The sequence below is a fragment of the Candidatus Rokuibacteriota bacterium genome, assembly GCA_016188005.1.
Classification (GTDB): Bacteria; Methylomirabilota; Methylomirabilia; order Rokubacteriales; family CSP1-6; genus UBA12499.
Map to the genome: position 1 here is coordinate 45,630 of JACPIQ010000027.1, position 18,234 is coordinate 63,863.

Annotated in this window: 16 protein-coding genes; 11 read left to right on the plus strand and 5 right to left on the minus strand. The window is 71.5% G+C overall.

Annotated elements, in window-relative coordinates; translation table 11 throughout:
- Positions 1-8 precede the first annotated feature (8 nt).
- Positions 9-1,334, plus strand: coding sequence for an aspartate aminotransferase family protein (locus HYV93_06395; protein ID MBI2525596.1), 1,326 nt, complete (start codon positions 9-11; stop codon positions 1,332-1,334).
- Positions 1,335-1,371: 37 nt separating this feature from the next.
- Positions 1,372-2,208, plus strand: a complete 837-nt coding sequence (locus HYV93_06400) for an MBL fold metallo-hydrolase (GenBank protein ID MBI2525597.1) — start codon at positions 1,372-1,374, stop codon at positions 2,206-2,208.
- 70 nt (positions 2,209-2,278) lie between these two features.
- Here the strand turns inward: HYV93_06400 and HYV93_06405 are convergent, their stop codons facing one another.
- Positions 2,279-3,052 (minus strand): SDR family oxidoreductase, encoded by a 774-nt coding sequence (locus HYV93_06405; protein ID MBI2525598.1) that lies wholly within the window; start codon positions 3,050-3,052, stop codon positions 2,279-2,281.
- A 175-nt stretch (positions 3,053-3,227) separates the two neighbouring features.
- Here HYV93_06405 and HYV93_06410 point away from each other — a divergent pair, with 175 nt between their 5' ends.
- The 8 genes from HYV93_06410 to HYV93_06445 all read left to right on the plus strand — a co-directional run bounded on the left by HYV93_06410 (position 3,228) and on the right by HYV93_06445 (position 13,865).
- Entirely contained in the window at positions 3,228-4,001 is a 774-nt protein-coding gene (locus HYV93_06410; GenBank protein MBI2525599.1) for a LamB/YcsF family protein, read from the plus strand.
- 83 nt (positions 4,002-4,084) lie between these two features.
- The gene (locus tag HYV93_06415) at positions 4,085-4,519 is read left to right on the plus strand and encodes a hypothetical protein (GenBank protein MBI2525600.1); all 435 of its coding nucleotides are present in this window, start codon (positions 4,085-4,087) and stop codon (positions 4,517-4,519) included.
- A 147-nt stretch (positions 4,520-4,666) separates the two neighbouring features.
- A complete protein-coding gene (gcvT, locus tag HYV93_06420) occupies positions 4,667-5,785 on the plus strand; it encodes a glycine cleavage system aminomethyltransferase GcvT (protein ID MBI2525601.1) in 1,119 nt (372 codons plus the stop codon).
- Positions 5,786-5,810: 25 nt separating this feature from the next.
- Positions 5,811-6,203, plus strand: coding sequence for a glycine cleavage system protein GcvH (gcvH, locus tag HYV93_06425; GenBank protein ID MBI2525602.1), 393 nt, complete (start codon positions 5,811-5,813; stop codon positions 6,201-6,203).
- Positions 6,204-6,225: 22 nt separating this feature from the next.
- Positions 6,226-7,569, plus strand: a complete 1,344-nt coding sequence (gene gcvPA, locus HYV93_06430; GenBank protein MBI2525603.1) for an aminomethyl-transferring glycine dehydrogenase subunit GcvPA — start codon at positions 6,226-6,228, stop codon at positions 7,567-7,569.
- Positions 7,570-7,797: 228 nt separating this feature from the next.
- Positions 7,798-8,982: an efflux RND transporter periplasmic adaptor subunit gene (locus HYV93_06435; GenBank protein ID MBI2525604.1), complete on the plus strand. Its 1,185-nt coding sequence runs from the start codon at positions 7,798-7,800 to the stop codon at positions 8,980-8,982.
- 44 nt (positions 8,983-9,026) lie between these two features.
- Positions 9,027-12,251 carry an efflux RND transporter permease subunit gene (locus HYV93_06440; protein ID MBI2525605.1) on the plus strand — a complete coding sequence of 1,075 codons (3,225 nt, stop codon included), beginning with the start codon at positions 9,027-9,029 and terminating at the stop codon, positions 12,249-12,251.
- A gap of 651 nt (positions 12,252-12,902) precedes the next feature.
- Positions 12,903-13,865, plus strand: a complete 963-nt coding sequence (locus tag HYV93_06445) for a hypothetical protein (GenBank protein MBI2525606.1) — start codon at positions 12,903-12,905, stop codon at positions 13,863-13,865.
- 84 nt (positions 13,866-13,949) lie between these two features.
- On the opposite strand, the gene cysK is transcribed toward HYV93_06445, so the two are convergent.
- From cysK to HYV93_06460, 3 genes are all read right to left on the minus strand, one after another.
- On the minus strand, positions 13,950-14,882 hold the full coding sequence (gene cysK / locus HYV93_06450) for a cysteine synthase A (protein ID MBI2525607.1): 933 nt from the start codon (positions 14,880-14,882) through the stop codon (positions 13,950-13,952).
- Positions 14,883-15,119: 237 nt separating this feature from the next.
- A complete protein-coding gene (locus tag HYV93_06455) occupies positions 15,120-16,109 on the minus strand; it encodes a TAXI family TRAP transporter solute-binding subunit (GenBank protein MBI2525608.1) in 990 nt (329 codons plus the stop codon).
- 31 nt (positions 16,110-16,140) lie between these two features.
- The gene (locus HYV93_06460) at positions 16,141-16,326 is read right to left on the minus strand and encodes a hypothetical protein (GenBank protein ID MBI2525609.1); all 186 of its coding nucleotides are present in this window, start codon (positions 16,324-16,326) and stop codon (positions 16,141-16,143) included.
- Positions 16,327-16,538: 212 nt separating this feature from the next.
- Here HYV93_06460 and HYV93_06465 point away from each other — a divergent pair, with 212 nt between their 5' ends.
- Positions 16,539-17,618 carry an amidohydrolase family protein gene (locus HYV93_06465; protein ID MBI2525610.1) on the plus strand — a complete coding sequence of 360 codons (1,080 nt, stop codon included), beginning with the start codon at positions 16,539-16,541 and terminating at the stop codon, positions 17,616-17,618.
- Between the two features lie 124 nt (positions 17,619-17,742).
- On the opposite strand, the gene HYV93_06470 is transcribed toward HYV93_06465, so the two are convergent.
- Positions 17,743-18,234, minus strand: a 492-nt coding sequence (locus tag HYV93_06470) for a carbohydrate ABC transporter permease (GenBank protein MBI2525611.1), incomplete at its 5' end; no start/stop codon positions are given.

Consider the following 18,234-nt stretch of genomic DNA (forward strand, 5'->3'; position numbering starts at 1 on the left):
AGGCCATCATGCTCGAGCACGAGATCGGCGACTACACGGCCAAGACCCCGCGCTCGCGCGCCCTCTTCGAGGAGGCGCTGCGGGTGATGCCGGGCGGCAACAGCCGGACCACGACCTTCTTCGACCCGTACCCCTTCTACATCAGCCGGGGGTCCGGGGCGCGGATCTGGGACGCCGACGGGGTCGAGCGGCTCGACTTCAACGGCAACTACACGAGCCTCATCCTGGGCCACGCCAACCCCGCCGTCGTCCGGGCGATCCAGGAGCAGGCGACCCGCGGCATGTGCTTTCCCGGTCCCAGCGAGCAGGAGATCCGGCTCGCCGAGATCCTGACGGCGCGCATCCCGAGCATGGAGGTCATCCGCTTCGCCAACTCGGGCACCGAGGCCACCATGCACGCCATCCGGGTGGCGCGCGCGTCCACGGGCCGGAGCAGGATCGCCAAGTTCGAGGGCGCCTATCACGGCACCCATGACTGGGTGCTCGTGAGCGTCTCGCCCGACCCGGCCCAGGCCGGCTCACGGAAGCGCCCGAAGTCCGTGGCCTGGTCGGCGGGGATTCCCCCCGCGGTGCTCAAGCACGTGGTGGTGCTCCCCTGGAACGATCTCGCCGCCTGCACCGCGATTCTCGAGAAGCACGCCGCGGAGCTGGCCGCGCTCATCATCGACCCGATGCTGGCCAACGCCGGGATGATCCCCGCCGGCGAGGGGTTCCTCGAGGGGCTCAGGGCGGCGACGAGCCGCCTCGGCATCCTCCTCATCTTCGACGAGGTCATATCCTTCCGGGTCGCGCGGGGAGGGGCCCAGGAGCGCTTCGGGGTCCGCCCCGACCTCACCACGCTGGGCAAGATCATCGGCGGCGGCCTGGCCGTCGGCGCCTTCGGCGGGCGGGCGGAGGTGATGAACTTCTACGATCCGCGCGGCGGCCGGGGGCGCATCAACCACGGCGGCACCTTCAACGCCAACCCGCTCACGATGGCGGGGGGAGTGGCCACCCTGGAGCAGCTCACCCCGGAGGCCTATGCGCGGCTCGACGCCCTGGGCGATCGGTTGCGGGACGGCGTGAGGCGGATGCTCCAGCGCAAGAAGCGCCCGGGGCAGGTGACCGGCGCCGGCTCGCTCTTCTGGCTCCACTGGACGAAACGGCGGCTCGGCGACTTCCGCTCGGCGCGGCCGGAGGACCCGAGGGCGCCGATGCGCCTGTTCATGGGGCTCGTCAACGAGGGCGTGCTCATGTCGCAGCGCGGGCTCGGCGCCTGCTCGCTGGCCATGAGCGAGGCCGACGTGGACCGGTTCGTCGAGGCGCTGGGCCGCGTCCTCGACCGGGAGAGCTAGTGCGGACCGCCGCCAGCGCCGGGGCGCTCACCCGTCCATGCGCGTGACGTTCTGGGGCGTGCGCGGGTCCGTCCCGAGCCCGGGGCTGTCCACCCTGCGCTACGGCGGCAACACCTCCTGCCTCACGGTCGACTGCAATCCCGGCCGAAGGCTCGTGCTGGATGCCGGCACCGGGATCCGGGCGCTGGGCCGGGTGCTGGAGGGGGGGACGGAACCGATCGTCCTCCTCCTCTCCCACACCCACTGGGACCACATCCAGGGCTTTCCGTTCTTCGAGCCCATCTACCAGCGAGACCGGGTCATCGACGTCTTCGCCCCGGCGAACAGTCATAGCATGCTCTGCGGGCTCGTCGAGCAGATGGACGGGTTCCGCTTCCCGGTGACGCCGGATCGCCTCCCGTCCCGGATCAGCTGTATCACCGCGGACCACATGGCCATCCTCCGCGGGCGCGGGTTCGACATCGCCCGGATCGCGACCAACCACCCGGGGGGCGGCTGGGGCTACCGGATCGCGAGCGAGGGGCGGTCGGTCGTGTACCTCACCGACAACGAGCTCGAGCCCCCGCCCCCCGAGACCACGACGCGCGAGCAGTTCGCGGAGTTCTGCCGGGGGGCTGACGTGCTGATCCACGACGCTCAGTACCTCGAGAGCGACATGGGGCGCAAGCACGGCTGGGGCCACAGCGTGGTGAGTCACGCCTGCCGGCTCGCCGTCGCTGCCCAGGTGAAGCACCTGGTCCTCTACCACCACGATCCCGAGCGGGACGACGCGGAGATCGACGCCATCCAGGACGACGCGCGGGCGTGGCTCGAGCGGGCCGGCGCGCGGACGCGGTGCAGCGCCGCCTTCGAGGGGTTGATCCTCGACGTCTGAGTCCGGGCCGCCGCGCGACGGGCCGCGGGGCCGGCTAGCAGGATGCGGGACAACTCCGTGCAGCAGCCTGCTACGCCATGGCGCCGCCGTCCACCGTGTAGAGGCCGCCGGTGATGAAGGCGGCGCCCGGGCTGCACAGGAAGGCCACCAGCTCGGCCACCTCTCCGGGCGTCCCGTAGCGCCGCAGGGGGATCGTGGCCTCGAACCGCCGCCGCGCTCCCTCCTCGTCCCTGGCGTTGAAGCCAACGTGGAGATCGTGCGCCATGGCCGTCTCGATGGGAGCGGGACAGATGGCGTTCACGCGGATGCCGTGGCGCGCCAGCTCCAGGGCGGCGGTGCGCGTGAGCCCCACCACGGCGTGCTTGCTGGCCGTGTAGGCCACCAGGCCCGGAGTCCCCCGCATCCCCGAGATCGAGGCGGTGTTGACGATGGCGCCGCCGCCCCGCGCCCGGATCGCCGGCGCCACGGAGCGGAGCCCGAGCCACACGCCCTTGAGGTTGACCGCGATCACGCGGTCGAAGACGTCCTCGGGGTACTCCACCAGCGGCGCGACGGCGCCGAGCACGCCCGCGTTGTTGAAGAAGCAGTCGATGCCGCCCCAGCGCTCGACCGCGGCGGCGACATAGCGCTGGACGTCGGCGGCCCGGGTGACGTCGGCCTCCACGGTGAGCGCTTCCCCGCCCGCGCGCGTCACGGCCCGGGCGCTCTCGTCGAGGCCCGCCGTTGCCAGATCCACCAGCGCGACGCGCGCGCCCTCGGTCGCGAAGCGCACCGCGGCGGCCCGGCCGATGCCGCCGCCGCCGCCCGTGATGACGACCACCTTGCCCTCGAAGCCCCTGGCCATGTCGCTCCCCCCCTGTGACGCGGTCACTGCCCCTCGCGGGACTCTAGCACGGGTGGTGCCGGCGCCGCCGCCAGGGCCCCGCGGTGTTCCGCGCTGCGCGGCGCCGCTCCCGGCGAGTTAGAATCGTCACACGGGAGAGGCCGTCGACCCAGGAACTGAGAAAGGAGCCGCCGCCATGGCGAAGAGCATCGACCTCAACTGCGACATGGGGGAGTCCTACGGGCGCTGGACGCTCGGGGCCGACGAGGCCGTCATGCCGTTCATCACCTCGGCGAACGTGGCCTGCGGCTTCCACGGCGGCGATCCCCACGTGATCCGCAAGACCGTGGAGCTGGCGCTCAGGCACAACGTGGCCGTGGGCTCGCACCCGGGGCTGCCCGACCTCATCGGCTTCGGGCGGCGGAAGCTGGAGGTCACGCCGCAGGAAGTGCGCGACTACATGTGCTACCAGACCGGCGCGCTGCGGGAATACCTCCGGGTGGCCGGCGCCGAGCTGCAGCACGTCAAGCCCCACGGGGTCCTCTACAACATGATGGAGGCCGACGAGGCCCTGGCGGCGGCGGCGGGGCAAGCGGCCATGGAGTCCGGGCTCATCCTGATGACGCTGGCGTCTGGCAAGTACGACGCCACCTGCCGCAAGCTGGGCGCCCGTGTGGCCTCGGAGGGCTTCGCCGATCGCACCTACAACGTGGACGGCACGCTCACCTCGCGGAAGATTGCCGGCTCCGTCATCACGGATCCTGCCAAGGCCGCCGCCCAGGCGGTGAAGATGGCCATGGAAGGAAAGGTGCGGACCCTCGACGGCGTCGAGATCGACATCTCCGTGCAGACCATCTGCTGCCACGGCGACACCCCCGGGGCCGACCGGAACGTGCGGGCGGTGCGCGAGGCACTGGAGAAGGCGGGCTGCCAGGTGAAGCCGCTGCGCCACTGGCTGCCCCTGCCTTGAGTGTTCGCCCTGGCCGCCGCTCCTGTGCATAATGGAGCGAGACGGCCGCGCGCCGTCCCATCCGCTCGCAGGGAGGATCTCACATGAACCGTGCATGGCAGCGCGTGACCAGCTGGGGGACCGTCATCGGCTTCGCGGCCGCGCTCTCGGGCTGCGCTTCGGCGGAGCGCCCGAACGTCTACGCCTACCCGAAGAAGGGCCAGACGGCCGAGCAGCAGTCGCGGGACACGATGGAGTGCCAGGCCTGGGCCAAGCAGCAGTCGGGCTTCGACCCGGCGATGGACACCGCCAAGGGCGCCGGCGTCGGCGCCGTGCTCGGCGCCCTCGGCGGGGCCGCCGCGGGTGCTGCCATCGGCGCGGCCACCGGGAGCCCGGGCACGGGAGCGGCGATCGGGGCGGCGGCAGGCGGCATCGGCGGGGCCGCCACCGGCGGGACCTACAACTACTCCAAGTCGAAGGGCGGGTACGACCAGGCCTTCGGCGCCTGCATGGGCGGCCGCGGCTACTCCACTCGCTGAGATCCGATGGCCCGACCCCCCGGCGAGTTGCGTGGCCGGGGAGCGGCGCCGCGCGCCGGCCCGCGCGGGTGGCTCGTCGCCCGCTGTCGGGCCGCACTCGCGCTTTACCTGCCGCTCCCGCTCGATTAAGATGAGTCGGGTTTTCTCATGACCGCCTCCGCATCCACGTCCCCGCTCAAGCGCACGCCGCTGTTCGACGTCCACGTCGAGGCGGGAGCGAAGCTGGTGCCCTTCGGCGGCTGGGAGATGCCGGTGCAGTACTCGAGCATCATCGAGGAGCACCGCGCGGTGCGCGGGGCCGCGGGGCTCTTCGACATCAGCCACATGGGCGAGCTCGAGGTGCGCGGGCCCCGGGCGCTGACGGTGGTGCAACGGCTCACCACCAACGACGCCGCGGCGCTCGCCGAGGGCCAGGTCCAGTACACGCTCCTGTGCGATCCGGAGGGCGGGATCGTGGACGATCTCACGCTCTACCGGCTCGGGTCCGAGCATTTCATGCTGACGGTCAACGCCGCCAACACCGCCAAGGACTGGGCGTGGGTCACGGCGCAGGGCGCGGAGGTCGAGTGGCGCGACCTGAGCCAGGAGACCGCCCTCCTGGCGGTGCAGGGGCCCGCGGCCGAGGCCCTCGTCGGAGGACTCGCGGACCGTGACGTCACGGGCGTCGCCTACTACCACTTCGCCCGGGGCGCGGTGGCCGGCGTGCCGACCCTTATCTCCCGCACGGGGTACACGGGGGAGGACGGCTTCGAGCTCTACGTGGCGGCCGGGGACGCGGAGCGGCTGTGGCACGCCCTCATGGAGGCCGGTCGGCCCCACGGCCTCCGTCCCATCGGGCTCGGCGCCCGCGACACGCTCAGGCTCGAGATGCGCTACGCGCTCTACGGCAACGACATCGATCACAGCACGAGCCCGCTGGAGGCCGGGCTCGGCTGGGTGGTCAAGCCGGCCAAGGGGGAGTTCGTCGGCCGGGGGGCCATCGAGGCCCTGCGGGCGCGCGGCCTCACGCGAAAGCTCGTGGGCTTCGAGATGATCGAGCGCGCGGTGCCGCGGCACGGCTACCGGCTCCTCAGAGCCGGCGCCCCCGTCGGCGCCGTCACCTCCGGCTCCTTCGCGCCGAGCCTCGAGCGCGGCATCGGCATGGGCTACGTCCGGGCGGGCCTCGCCGCGATCGGCACCGAGATCGACGTCGAGATCCGCGGCGCATCCCACCCGGCGCGCGTCGCGCGCACGCCCTTTTGCCCGTCCCACACCAAGAAGGCCTAGCGGCCGCCAGTCCCAGGGAGGCGAGATGTCCAACGTGCCGGCGGACCTCAAGTACACCAAGGAGCACGAGTGGGCGAAGATCGAGGGCGGACAGGCCCGCGTCGGCATCACGGCCTTCGCCCAGGAGCAGCTGGGGGACGTGGTCTTCGTCGAGCTGCCGAAGGTCGGAGCCAGGGTGACGGGCGCGAAGAGCTTCGGCGTCGTGGAGTCGGTGAAGGCCGTCTCGGATCTCTTCGCGCCCCTCTCCGGCGAGGTCGTCGAGGTCAATGTCGAGCTGACGAAGCAGCCGGAGACCGTGAACAGCGACCCGTATGGCCGGGGGTGGATGATCGTCGTGAAGCTGTCCAATCCCGCCGAGGCGGACGGCCTCCTGAGCGCCGAGGCGTACGAGCAGCTCATCGCCGCCGCCGGCCACTGAGCGGACGCGGCGAGCCCCGGACATGCGCTACATCCCCAACACGCCCGCCCAGCAGCGGGAGATGCTCGCGCGGATCGGCGCGGGCAGCATCGAGGAGCTGCTCGCCGGCATCCCCGCCAAGGCCCGGCTGTCGCGGCCGCTGGGCCTGCCGGCCGCCATGGCCGAGAACGAGCTGGTGCGCCACATGCGGGCCATGGCCGCTCGGGACGCGTCAGCCGACGACTTCGCCTGCTTCCTGGGGGCCGGCTCGTACGACCATGCCATCCCGAGCCCCATCACCCACCTGATCTCCCGCGGCGAGTTCTTCACGGCCTACACGCCCTATCAGCCCGAAGCCAGCCAGGGCACGCTCCGGACCATCTTCGAGTACCAGACGATGATGGCCGAGCTCACCGGCATGGACGTGGCCAATGCCTCCATCTACGACGGCGCCTCGTCGCTGGCCGAGGCGGCGCTCATGGCGCATGCGGTGACCGGGCGCGACGGCATCCTGCTCTCCCGGGGGGTGAACCCGCTCTACCGGCAGGTGGTGGAGACTTACTGCGAGGGGGTGGATCTCCGGCTCCGCTCGGCGCCCCTGGGCGACGGCGTCACGGACCTCGATGCCCTCCGCAAGGCGGTCTCGGAGAAGACCGCCGGCGTGGTGATCCAGTACCCGAACTTCCTCGGCTGCCTCGAGGACATCCGCGCCGCGGGGGAACTCGCGCATGCGGCCGGCGCGCTCCTGATCGTGGCGGCGGACCCCGTGAACCTGGGCCTCCTCACCCCGCCCGGCGCGCTCGGGGCCGACATCGTGGTGGGCGAGGGGCAGGGGCTCGGGGTGCCCATGAGCTACGGGGGACCGGGGCTGGGGGTCTTCGCCGCGAGGCAGGAGATCGTCCGCCGCATGCCCGGGCGCCTGGTGGGTGCCACCGTGGACCGCGACGGGCGGCGGGGGTTCGTGCTCACGCTCCAGACGCGCGAGCAGCACATCCGCCGCGAGAAGGCCACCTCGAACATCTGCACCAACGTCGCCCTGTGCGCGCTCATGGCCACCATCTACGTGGCGATCATGGGCACGCAGGGTCTGCGCCGGGTGGGGGAGCTGTCCACGGCCAAGGCGCACTACGCGGCGGCGCGGCTCACGGAGGTTCCCGGCGTCCGCCTCCGCTACGGGGCGCCCTTCTTCAAGGAGTTCGTGCTCGCATTGCCCAAGGCGCCCGACCGCGTCGTGAAGCGGCTGATGAAGGCGCGGATCCTCGCCGGGGTGCCGCTCAAGGCCTTCGACCGGGCCCACAAGGACTGTCTCCTCGTGGCGGTGACCGAGCAGCGGACCCGGGGCGAGATCGACGCCTACGCGGCGGCCCTCGCCGCCGCGGTGGCCTGAGCGGCGAGGATCTCCACGCCGGTGACGCAGATGTGGCTCCACCTCTCGCCGGGGTGTCCCCGCTACTGTTCCGTCCCGGCGCCCGCCACGTAACGCGCCGGGCGGGGCCGGGAGCCGGCTCGCCCCGGCCGCAGCGGGGGGCCACCTCACAGCCCATCCTCCCGGGAGCTGCTGGTGTAACATCCAAGTATGGCTGCGTCACGCGCGCGCCAAGGCCACCTGTCATGCGTGCTCGGGCTGGCAGCCGCCCTCGCGGGTCTCGGTTGCGAGGGCCCGGGCCCGGCGGCGGCCCCGGCGTCGTCCGCGGGCCACGCGCTCGAGCCGCGGCCGGTTCGGCTCGTCCCCGCGCGGGAGTCCGTCACCGACCGTCGCGTCAACGCGACGGGGACGCTGGCGGCGGACGAGCAGGTCGTGCTCGGCGCCAAGGTCGCCGGCCGCGTCGGGGAGCTGCTGGTGGATCTCGGCAGTCGAGTCCGCCGCGACCAGGCGGTGGCGCGGCTCGACCCGACCGACGCGCAGATCCGGGTGGACCAGGCGGTGGCGGCGCTCCAGCAGGCGCGGGCGCGGCTGGGGCTGTCCCCCCAGGCCAGGGACGATCGCGTCGATCCCGAGCAAACCGCCCCCGTGCGACAGGCGCGCGCGGTGCTGGATGAGGCCAGACTCACCCGGGAGCGGATGGAGCGTCTCTGGAAGCAGGAGCTCGTGGCCCGGGCCCAGGTCGACACGGCGGTTTCGGCGCTGGGCGTGGCAGAGGGACGCTACCAGGACGCGATCGAGGAAGTGCGCATCCGCCAGGCCGTGCTGCTCCAGCGCCGCTCTGATCTCGAGCTGGCGCGCCAGCAGCTGACCGACACCATCGTCACCTCCCCCATCGACGGCGCGGTGAGCGAGCGCCGGGCATCGGTGGGGGAGTACCTCGCGGCCGGCGCCCCGGTCGTCACGATCGTCAAGCTGCACCCGCTGCGGCTCCGGCTGGCCGTCCCCGAGCGCGAGGCGGCCGGGGTGCGGGTGGGGCAGCCCGTTCTCGTGACCGTCGAGGGCGCGCCGGGCGAGCACCGCGGTCGCGTCGCCCGCATCTCGCCCGCGATCACCGAGCTGAGCCGCACGCTGATGGTGGAGGCGGAGGTAGCCAACGGGGGAGCCGCGCTCCGCCCCGGCGCCTTCGCCAAGGCCGATATCGTGGTGGCGGGCGACGTGCGCATCGTCATCGTGCCCGCGGCGGCCGTGGTCACCTTCGCCGGTGTCGAGAAGGTGCTCACGGTGGACCAGGGGCGCGCCGTCGAGGTCCGCGTGCAGACCGGGCGCCGTCTGGGCGATCGTGTCGAGATCGTGGCCGGCGTCGAAGCCGGCATGCCGGTGGTCGACCAGCCGGGCAGTCTGACCGCCGGCCAGCCGGTGGCGGTGCACCCCTGATCGCGCCCGGCTCCGCCCGCACGAGGGTTTAGGCCAGACCCCCCGTGCAGAAGCTCGCCGAGGTCTGCATCCGCCGTCCGGTGTTCGCGGCCATGATCGTGCTCTCCCTGGTCGTGGTCGGCGCCGCGTCCTACGCCCGCCTCGGCGTCGACCGGTTCCCCTCCGTGGATCTCCCCACCGTCAGCGTCCGCACGGAGCTGGCGGGGGCCTCGGCCGAGGAGGTGGAGACCCAGGTCACGCGCGAGATCGAGCAGGTGGTCAACACGGTGCAGGGCATCCGCGAGCTCCGGTCGATCTCGGGCCCCGGCCAGTCTATCGTCATCGTGGAGTTCGAGCTGCGTCGGAACATCGACGTGGCGGCCCAGGACGTGCGCGAGAAGGTTGCTCTCGCGATCCGGAACCTTCCGCGCGACGCGAGGGCGCCCATCATCGCCAAGGCCGACAACGACCAGGCCCCGGTGCTCACGGTGGCGGTGGCGGGGGACCGGCCGCTGCGCGAGCTCACCGAGCTGGCCGACAAGGTCGTCAAGGTCCGGCTCGAGCGGTCGTTCGGCGTCGGGGAGGTCCGGCTGGTGGGCGGCCTGACCCGCGCGATCAACGTCTGGGTCGAGGCGGACCGGCTGGCCGCCTACCAGCTCCCGATCACCGCGGTCCGCGACGCCCTGATCCGGCAGAACGCCGACATGCCCGGGGGCAATGTCACCGCCGGCCTTCGCGAGTCCTCGCTCCGTACCCTCGGCCGCCTCGCCGACCCGCGGTCCTTCGACGACGTCGTGATCGCCTCCGCCAACGGCGCGCCGATACGGGTGCGGGACATCGGCCGCGCCGAGGACGGCACCGCCGAGCAGCGCTCGGTGGCCCGCCTCAACGGCGTCCCCAGCGTGATCCTCGAGGTCCGGCGGCAGTCGGGGGAGAACACCGTTGCGGTCATCGACGCCGCCAAGGGTAGCCTCCGCCACCTTGCCGCCCAGATCCCGCCCGACGTGCGCCTCGAGGTGATCCGCGACCAGTCTCACTACATCCACGCCGCGCTCCGCGAGATCAAGCTCCACCTCGTCCTGGGCTCGATCCTCGCGTCCCTCGTCGTGCTGGCGTTCATGCGGAGCTGGCAGGCGACCATCATCGCCGCCGTCGCCATTCCGACCTCGGTCATCTCGGCCTTCGGGACGATGTACGCCCTCGGCTTCACGCTCAACAGCGTGACGATGCTGGCCCTTGTGCTGATGGTCGGCATCGTCATCGATGACGCCATCGTCGTGCTCGAGAACGTCTTCCGCTTCGTCGAGGAGAAACGGATGACGCCGTTCGAGGCCGCCAGGGCCGCGACCGCCGACATCGGCCTCGCCGTCATGGCGACCACCTTCAGCCTGGTCGTGATCTTCCTCCCGGTCTCCTTCATGTCGAGCGTGTCGGGGCGGTTCCTCTACCAGTTCGGTGTCACGGCGGCGGTCTCGGTGCTGGTGAGCCTGCTCGTGTCCTTCACGCTCACGCCGATGATGAGCGCCCGGATGCTCCGCACGGGCGGCGGCGCGGGCCAGGAGGGCGCCGCGTCCCGCCGCGGGTTCTACGCCTGGCTCGACCGCGGCTACGCCTTCACCCTGCGCCTCGCGATGCGTCATCGCTGGGTGGTGGCCGCCCTCTGCCTCGCCGTCATCGGCGCCTCCTGGCCCGTCTACGGCTGGGTCAAGCAGGAGTACACGCCGAGCGACGTGGACGAGAGCGAGTTCCAGGCGACCATCAACGGCCCCGAGGGCATCTCGATGCCCGCGATGGACGAGGCGGTCCGGGCCATCGGCGACGAGGTCCGCGCGGTGCCGGGCGTCGCGACCGTCCTCGTCACCGCGGGCGGCGGCTTTCTCGGCCGCATCAGCCAGGGCAACCTGTACGTGCGCACCACGCCCCACGAGGAGCGCACGCTGGGCCTGGGGCGGATCTGGGACGCCCTGCGGCGCGGCGACCCGCTGGCCGCCTTCCGCGGCAACTTCACCCAGCGTGAGGTGATGCAGCAGGTGCGCCAGCGCCTCCGGAAGTTCCGCGACTTCCGCATCCTCGTGCGCAATATCCCCGGCTTCAACATCGGGGGAGGCAGCTTCGACATCGACTTCGTCCTGCGCGGGCCGGACCTCGAGTCACTCGTGCGCTACGCCGAGGATCTGCGCACGCGCGCCATCGCGCTCGGCGGCATCGCCGATCCCGACACCACCCTGCGCCTCGACCGGCCGGAGCTGCGTGTCCGCATCGACCGCGCGCGCGCGGCCGACCTGCACGTGGACACCGAGCAGATCGCCACCGCGCTCCGCCTGATGGTGGGCGGCGACACCGAGGTGTCGCGCTTCCGCGATCCCACCACCAACGAGGACTACTTCGTCCAGCTCCGGCTCTCCGAGCAGGGCCGGGGTGACCTGGGCACGATCTCGCGCCTCTTCGTCTCGCGGCAGAACGGCGGGGGCGGCCCCGGCAGCCTCGTGCGGCTGGACAACGTCGTCGAGATCGTTCCGGGCTTCACCGCCTCCCGCATCGACCGCTCGGACCGGCAGCGCGAGGTGCGCCTGCGCGCCGTCGTGCTCCCTGGCCACGGCCAGGCGGACCGGATTGCCGCCCTGCGCGGCGCCGTCGCGCAGATGGGGCTCCCGGCGGCGTACTCGACCGCCATCTCCGGCCGGGCGCGCGAGCTCGAGCGGACCTTCACCGAGTTCCTGTGGGTGTTCCTCCTCTCGGTGATCTTCATGTACATGATCCTCGCCGCCCAGTTCGAGAGCCTGATCCACCCGTTCACGATCCTGCTCTCCCTGCCGCTGTCCGTGCCCTTCGCCCTGCTCTCGCTCTGGTACACCGGGAACACGCTGAACCTCTACTCGGCCCTCGGCGTCCTGGTGCTCTTCGGCGTCGTGAAGAAGAACGCCATCCTGCAGATCGACCACATGAACAACCTGCGGGCCGATGGCATGGAGCGCATGGCCGCCATCATGCAGGGCAACCGCGACCGCCTCCGACCCATCCTGATGACCACGCTCACCCTCGTGGCCGGGATGCTCCCGCTGTGGGTGGGGACGGGGCCCGGCGCCGAGGAGCGCCGCTCCATCGCCGTCGTGGTGATCGGCGGCCAGACGCTCTCGCTGCTCCTCACGCTGCTCGTGACGCCGGTCGCGTACTCCATCTTCGAGGACGCGGCCCGCGCCCTGGGACGGGTGCCGAGCTTCGCCCGCCGCCGGCCGGCGCTCGGGGGGCGCCGCTGGCGCCTCCGCCCGCGCGGCGAAGACGGGCGGTGACCAGCAGCCTCTATCGGTCCCGGGCCGCCGCCGACGCGTCCACCACGCGGACCGATCGGGCGACTTTCTCCAGTGGACGCCGCTCGAACACGACCTCGACCGTCATACCCTCGCGGAGCTCCTCGAGCGCGGCGACCTGACCGGCCCCCTGGATGCGTGATACGCTCCATCACATCGTTCCGCCATGCTGATACCGTCGACGGCGCAGAGCGGCACCACGACAGAGGGCGGCACCGGGGCTCGTCGTGTAGGAGTTACAGAGTACGCGTGTAACTCCTTCCCTGTTTTCTGCGTGCCGTCTGGCGCGCGCCCTCCCGGGCGCGTCCGAAGGCTCCGCAGGACCGTGTATTGCGGCCAGGACTGACGGAGCTGGCATCGATGTTGCCCTGTCGTGCCGGAAGCGTGGCCGGCTGGTGCACTGGACAAGGGCCCGCGATCGTGGCAGATCAGCCGTGAGAACCCTCGAGCGGGGCTCGACGGTGAGGGCGAGCTCCGAGACCAAGGATGGCACCAAGGTCGTAACCGATATCCAGATCATTCCCGGCCGCTAGCCTGCGGCCCGCGGGCGACCCGACTCAGCAGGCGGGGCGGAGGTCCACCCCGGATCTCCGCCCCGCAAGCGTGCGTCAACCGCAACGGAGCACCGTGGCCATGGCCCGATACGTTTGTGTCGTGTCGCGAGACCACCCGCTGCTGGTCGGATACATGATGGTCGCGCTGGCAGGCGACACCTCCGCGCGCGACGAGATCCAGATCGTGCTGGACCGCCGCCGCGAGCCCGGCGACTCCGTGGGCGGAGCCGACCACCCCGCCGGTCCCGATCGCCGACAACCCCGAGGCGTCGAGGCGGCCCTGCGCGGGCGTCCATACGTCCTGGTGCCCGAGACGGCGGAGTCGCCCAGCCCCCGCAAGCGCCGGTTCACGGTGGCCAGGGCAACCGGGCCCGACCGACGCTCCCGCGCCAGCGTCCGGTGGCCGTTGACGGTGGCGCTGGGCCTTCTCGGCGCCGCCATAGTGGCTCTGGGCGCCTTGACGCTGTTGCCGCGCCTCGGCATCGAGAGCCCGTCGGGACCGATCGCACCGGTGCCCTCCCGGGAGCGGGGCGCGGCGGACGTGGCGGAGACCCCTCTCCGCGAGCAGCAGGAGGCACCGCCCGGCCTCTCTGCCGCGCCCGGGCGAGATGCCTCCGGTCCCTCGACACCGGCAGCGGAAAGCGGAGCCCGGGAGGCGCCGCCTCTCTTGCCGCCGCCCCGGGCGGCCGCCCCCTCGGCGTCGTCTGGCGCCGCGCAAGTGGAGAGCCCGACCGGGAGCGCGCCCGCGTTCCCGGGGCTGCCGCGCGTCGACATGGCCAGCCGGCGCCAGGGGCGCGCCGGGAAGGGGAGCATCGTCTACACTGCGCGCGTCAGGGATCCCGGCGGCCAGCCTCTCAAGGGCGCCGACGTCTCGCTCCACGCCGTGCTCTCCGACGGCACGCGGCGGGAGATCCGCCTCCGACCGACCTCCGGGCCCGGGGTGTATCGGGGGACGGTGTTTGTGGGTGCCAGGCTCCCCGCTGAGCTTCGCGTCCGCGTCGTCCTCGGTGGCAGCCGGTTCGAGGTGCCCGTCGAGCCATAGCCCGGAGTCCCGCGCCCTGGCGATGTCCCAGCAGTCCCCCTTTCCCGTCGAGGCGCGCGCTGGCAGTCGGGTGCGATGCGAGTCCTAGTCAGCCAGGCTCGCGAACAGGGCCGTGCTCAGGTACCGCTCGCCGAAGGATGGGATGATCACGACGATGAGCTTCCCCGCGTTCTCGGTCCGCCGCGCGACCTCCACCGCTGCCCAGAGGGCCGCCCCGGAGGAGATGCCCACCAGGAGGCCTTCCTCGCAGGCCGCCCGGCGGGCCGTGGTGAGGGCGTCGTCGTTCTTCACCCGGATGATCTCGTCGTAGATCTTGGTGTTGAGCACGTCAGGGACGAAGCCCGCGCCGATGCCCTGGATGGGATGGGGGCCCTTCGGCCCGCCCGAGAGGACCGGGGAGGCGTCGGGTTCCACGGCCACGCACTTGAAGGCGGGCTTGCGTGCCTTGATGACCTCGCCGATGCCGGTGATCGTTCCGCCGGTGCCGATGCCCGCCACGAGGACGTCGGCCTTCCCGTCAGTGTCACGCCAGATCTCCTCGGCCGTGGTCCGCCGGTGGATCTCGGGGTTCGCCTCGTTCTTGAACTGCTGCGGGATGAAGTAGCGCGGGTCGCTCGCCGCCAGCTCCTCGGCCCGCTTGATGGCTCCGGCCATGCCTTCGCTGCCCGGGGTGAGGATCAGCTCCGCGCCGTAAGCCCGTAGGAGCATTCGGCGCTCCTTGCTCATCGTCTCGGGCATGGTGAGCACCAGCTTGTAGCCGCGGGCGGCACAGACGAAGGCCAGGGCGATACCGGTATTGCCGCTGGTCGGCTCCAGGACGACGGTGTCCGGCTTGATCTGGCCCGCCTTTTCGGCGGCGTCGAGCATCGCCACGCCGATGCGGTCCTTGACGCTGTGGGCGGGGCTGTAGAACTCGAGCTTGGCCACCACCTCGGCCTGGGCGCCGTCGGTCAAGCGGCGGATCCGTACCAGGGGGGTGTTGCCGACCAACTCGGTGACATCATTTGCGATTCGCAAGGGTGTCCCTCCCGTCCTGGGGTTTTCCCTCGCCCGGCCAAGCTCCGCGGCTTCGTGGCGAGAATGGGGCAATTCTAAAGTTGTCGATCGATATTATCAAGAGTTCAGCGAACAGACCCCGGGACCCGTCACCCGTCGTCTGGCGGGCATGTGGTGCGGGGCAATGGACCGCCGACGCCGATGGCCGGCGGCACTGCTCTCGGACTCCGCCGGGTCGTCCCCGCCGTGTCCGGGGTGCTAGCCTTCGATCTTGAGCCCCTTGGCTCGGTAGTACCGGGCGGCCCCGGGATGGACGGGAATCGTGTTGCCGCGGAAGGCCTGCTCGAGCTTGAGCGTCTTGGCGAAGCCACCGATCTTCCGGAACTCCTCGACGTTGTCCCACAGGCTCGCCGTGATGCCCTCGGCGATCGCGTCCGGCATGGAGGCCGGGACGATGAGCACGGTCACCACGGAGAATGTCTTGTAGTCCTGCTTCATCGCCTTGTATGTCCCGGCCGGGATCGTATCGATGACGAGCCCCGGGATGCGCTGGGTGATCGCCTTCAGGAAGCCGTCGTCCATTGCCAGGAAGCGGAGCGCCATCGAGGTCTCGGCCTCGAGGATCCACGAGGAGGGAGCGCCCGTGTTCCGGAAGATCAGGTCGAGCTGGCCGTTCTTCATCATCTCCGCCGCCGGCCCGTCGCTCACGTACTGGAGCATGCCGCCCCGCTTCTGGAGGTCCTCGATCGAGGAGCCGTAGATCGCCAGCGCATGGCCCACCAGCCGGTGCGTGATGGAGCCCTTCGTGTAGCCCTGGATGCGCGCCGGCTTCGTCGCGATGTCCCGGAACTCCTTGATCGAGTTGTCGGTCATGACGAAGGCGTGCGCAGGGACCGTGTGTAGGGCGGCCAGGAACCGGACATTCCTGGTCTCCTTCCCCTTCCACTGCTCCACGCCGTGGTAGACCTCGTACAGCACGTCGGCGCTGGTGATGCCGAGCTGCGCGCGGTTCTCGTTGATGGTGACGACGTTCGCCACGGTCGCGCCGGGGCTGTTGCTGGCGGTGACGCCCTTGACGCCGCGGTTGATGAGCTCCGCGAGCTTGCTGCCCGTGATGCCCCAGCTCCCTTCCGGGGTCCCGCCGACGATGCGCACGAACCTGTAGCCCTGGGCGTCGGCGTCCGGCACGCCGGCGGCGAGGGAGAGGACGACGGCGGTCGCGAGTCCGAAGACGATGAGCTTCCTCATGGGGTGCCTCCCGCGCCGGACGAGGCCGGCGTTACGTTCGGCCTGGACGGTCCATCCGGCCGGCGATCACGAACACGGCCGCGATCGACGCTGGCAGGAGGATGATGAAGAGGTCGATGTCGACGATCCGCACGTTCCTGGTTCCCGCCACGATCAGGCCGGCCGGAAGCCCGATCAGGGCGCGCGCCTCGACCCTGCTGCCGCGACGCGCCGGCACCTGCCCACACGCTGTCCCGCAGGAAGGGCGGCGCCATCAGTCCCGGAGTCCCCGGGGTAGGGCTCGCGGCCCGAGGGCGGGCGGGCCGGATGGGGGCGGCGATCTCGGCCAGGGTGGCGCCGGTTCTCACCGGGCGTCGGGTCAGGCCGCAGCTCGCATCCTCGAAGGACTCGCTGGATGTCATGGGCAGCTGCGATAGACTACCACGCACGATGGGGCTGAGGACGATCGTCTGTGGGGCCGGGCGTGCGCTGCTCCCTCTCGTCATGGCCGCCGGCCTCGTCGCGGACGTCGCCGCCCAGCCGCCGGGGGGGGAGGCGTGGATCGACGTCCACGTCCACCTCGTCGGCGGACGCGGGCCCGCCCAGGACTACCCCGGCGCCGTCGCCGCGGCCCTCGCGGCGATGGAGCCGGCGGGCATCAAGAAGATGGTCCTGATGCCGCCGCCGCAGGTCAATGGTCCGGCCGCGCCCTACGACCTCGACGCCTTCGCGTGGCTCGCGAAGCGCTACGCCGGCCGCCTCGCCTTCCTGGGCGGCGGCGGCAGGCTGAACCCGATGCTCCAGGAGGCAGCCCTGCCGGTGAGCCCGGCTGTCCGCGGGCGGTTCGAGAAGGAGGCGCGGGCGATCCTCCGGCAGGGCGCGGCGGGCTTCGGCGAGATCAGCGCGCATCACCTGTCGCTGGTGCCCGGGCATCCCTACGAGTCGGTGCCCGCGGACCACCCGCTGCTGATGCTCCTCGCCGACCTGGCCGCCGAGCACGACGTGGTGATCGACCTCCACTTCGACGTGGTCGCGGAGGACATGGCCCTGCCCGGCTGGCTGACGTCCCCGGCGAACCCGCCGCGGCTGGCTTCGAACCTCGCCGCCTTCGAGCGCCTGCTCGAGCACAACCCGAAGGCCCGGTTCGTCTGGGCCCACGCCGGCTCCGACTTTCTCGGCGGCTGGACGGTGGACCTCAGCCGGCGGCTGCTGGACCGGCACCCCAACCTGTACATGAGCCTGCGGCTGGCGCCCGCCCGGGTGCCCGCGAACTACCCGGTCACCCCGGCCCAGGGGATCAAGCCCGGGTGGCTCCAGCTCCTCCGGGACTTTCGCGACCGCTTCGTGATCGGCAACGATCAGTTCATCGCCGCCCCCAGCCTGCACGGCCAGGGCCCCGGCCTCGCCTTCGCCCGCTTCGCGGGGGCGAACCGCGCCCGCACGAGGATCTTCCTCGGCGCCCTGCCGCCCGATCTGCGCCGCCAGATCGGATACGACAACGCCGTCCGTCTGTACAAGCTCCAGGACTGACCGGTGGAGGGAGATTCGAGGCACGCGTCGATGTCCGGCGCCCGCAGGACTGCCGGCCCGGGCGCGCGCCGCCGCGGGCGCTCGATGTCGAGGAGCGCGCGAAGGCGGAGCGCCGCCGGCCGGGTCAGCCCTTCAGGCCGGTCACGGAGATGCCCTTGACGAAGAACCGTTGAAACGCCAGGAACACCACGACCATCGGCAGGACCGTCGCCACGACCGCCGCCATCACCAGGTGCCAGTCGGCGAACATGCCCATGAGGCCGTAGAGCCCGAGAATGACCGTGCGGACATCGTTCTTCTGGAGGAAGACCAGCGGGCCCAGGAAATCATTCCACGTGTTCTGGAACGCGAAGATGGCGACCGCGGCCAGCACGGGCTTCGACAGCGGAAGCATGATCCGCCACCAGATGCCGATCTCGCTGGCGCCGTCGATCCGCGCGGCGTCCACCAGCTCGGACGGGATCGTGAGGAAGGACTGCCGCATGAGGAAGATGAACAGCGGTGTGCCGAAGAACGCGGGCACGACGAGAGGGAGGAACGTGTTGATCCACCCGAGTTGCTGGAAGAGGACGAAGAGCGGGACCAGGCGGACGATCAGGGGGACCATCAGCGTGCT

Bases quoted from the DNA above. Each gene is read 5' to 3' on its own strand.
- HYV93_06395 (MBI2525596.1), top strand. From the start codon at position 9: ATGCTCGAGCACGAGATCGGCGACTACACGGCCAAGACCCCGCGCTCG.
- HYV93_06400 (MBI2525597.1), top strand. From the start codon at position 1,372: ATGCGCGTGACGTTCTGGGGCGTGCGCGGGTCCGTCCCGAGCCCGGGG.
- HYV93_06405 (MBI2525598.1), bottom strand. From the start codon at position 3,052: ATGGCCAGGGGCTTCGAGGGCAAGGTGGTCGTCATCACGGGCGGCGGC.
- HYV93_06410 (MBI2525599.1), top strand. From the start codon at position 3,228: ATGGCGAAGAGCATCGACCTCAACTGCGACATGGGGGAGTCCTACGGG.
- HYV93_06415 (MBI2525600.1), top strand. From the start codon at position 4,085: ATGAACCGTGCATGGCAGCGCGTGACCAGCTGGGGGACCGTCATCGGC.
- gcvT (MBI2525601.1), top strand. From the start codon at position 4,667: ATGACCGCCTCCGCATCCACGTCCCCGCTCAAGCGCACGCCGCTGTTC.
- gcvH (MBI2525602.1), top strand. From the start codon at position 5,811: ATGTCCAACGTGCCGGCGGACCTCAAGTACACCAAGGAGCACGAGTGG.
- gcvPA (MBI2525603.1), top strand. From the start codon at position 6,226: ATGCGCTACATCCCCAACACGCCCGCCCAGCAGCGGGAGATGCTCGCG.
- HYV93_06445 (MBI2525606.1), top strand. From the start codon at position 12,903: ATGGCCCGATACGTTTGTGTCGTGTCGCGAGACCACCCGCTGCTGGTC.
- HYV93_06455 (MBI2525608.1), bottom strand. From the start codon at position 16,109: ATGAGGAAGCTCATCGTCTTCGGACTCGCGACCGCCGTCGTCCTCTCC.
- HYV93_06465 (MBI2525610.1), top strand. From the start codon at position 16,539: ATGGGGCTGAGGACGATCGTCTGTGGGGCCGGGCGTGCGCTGCTCCCT.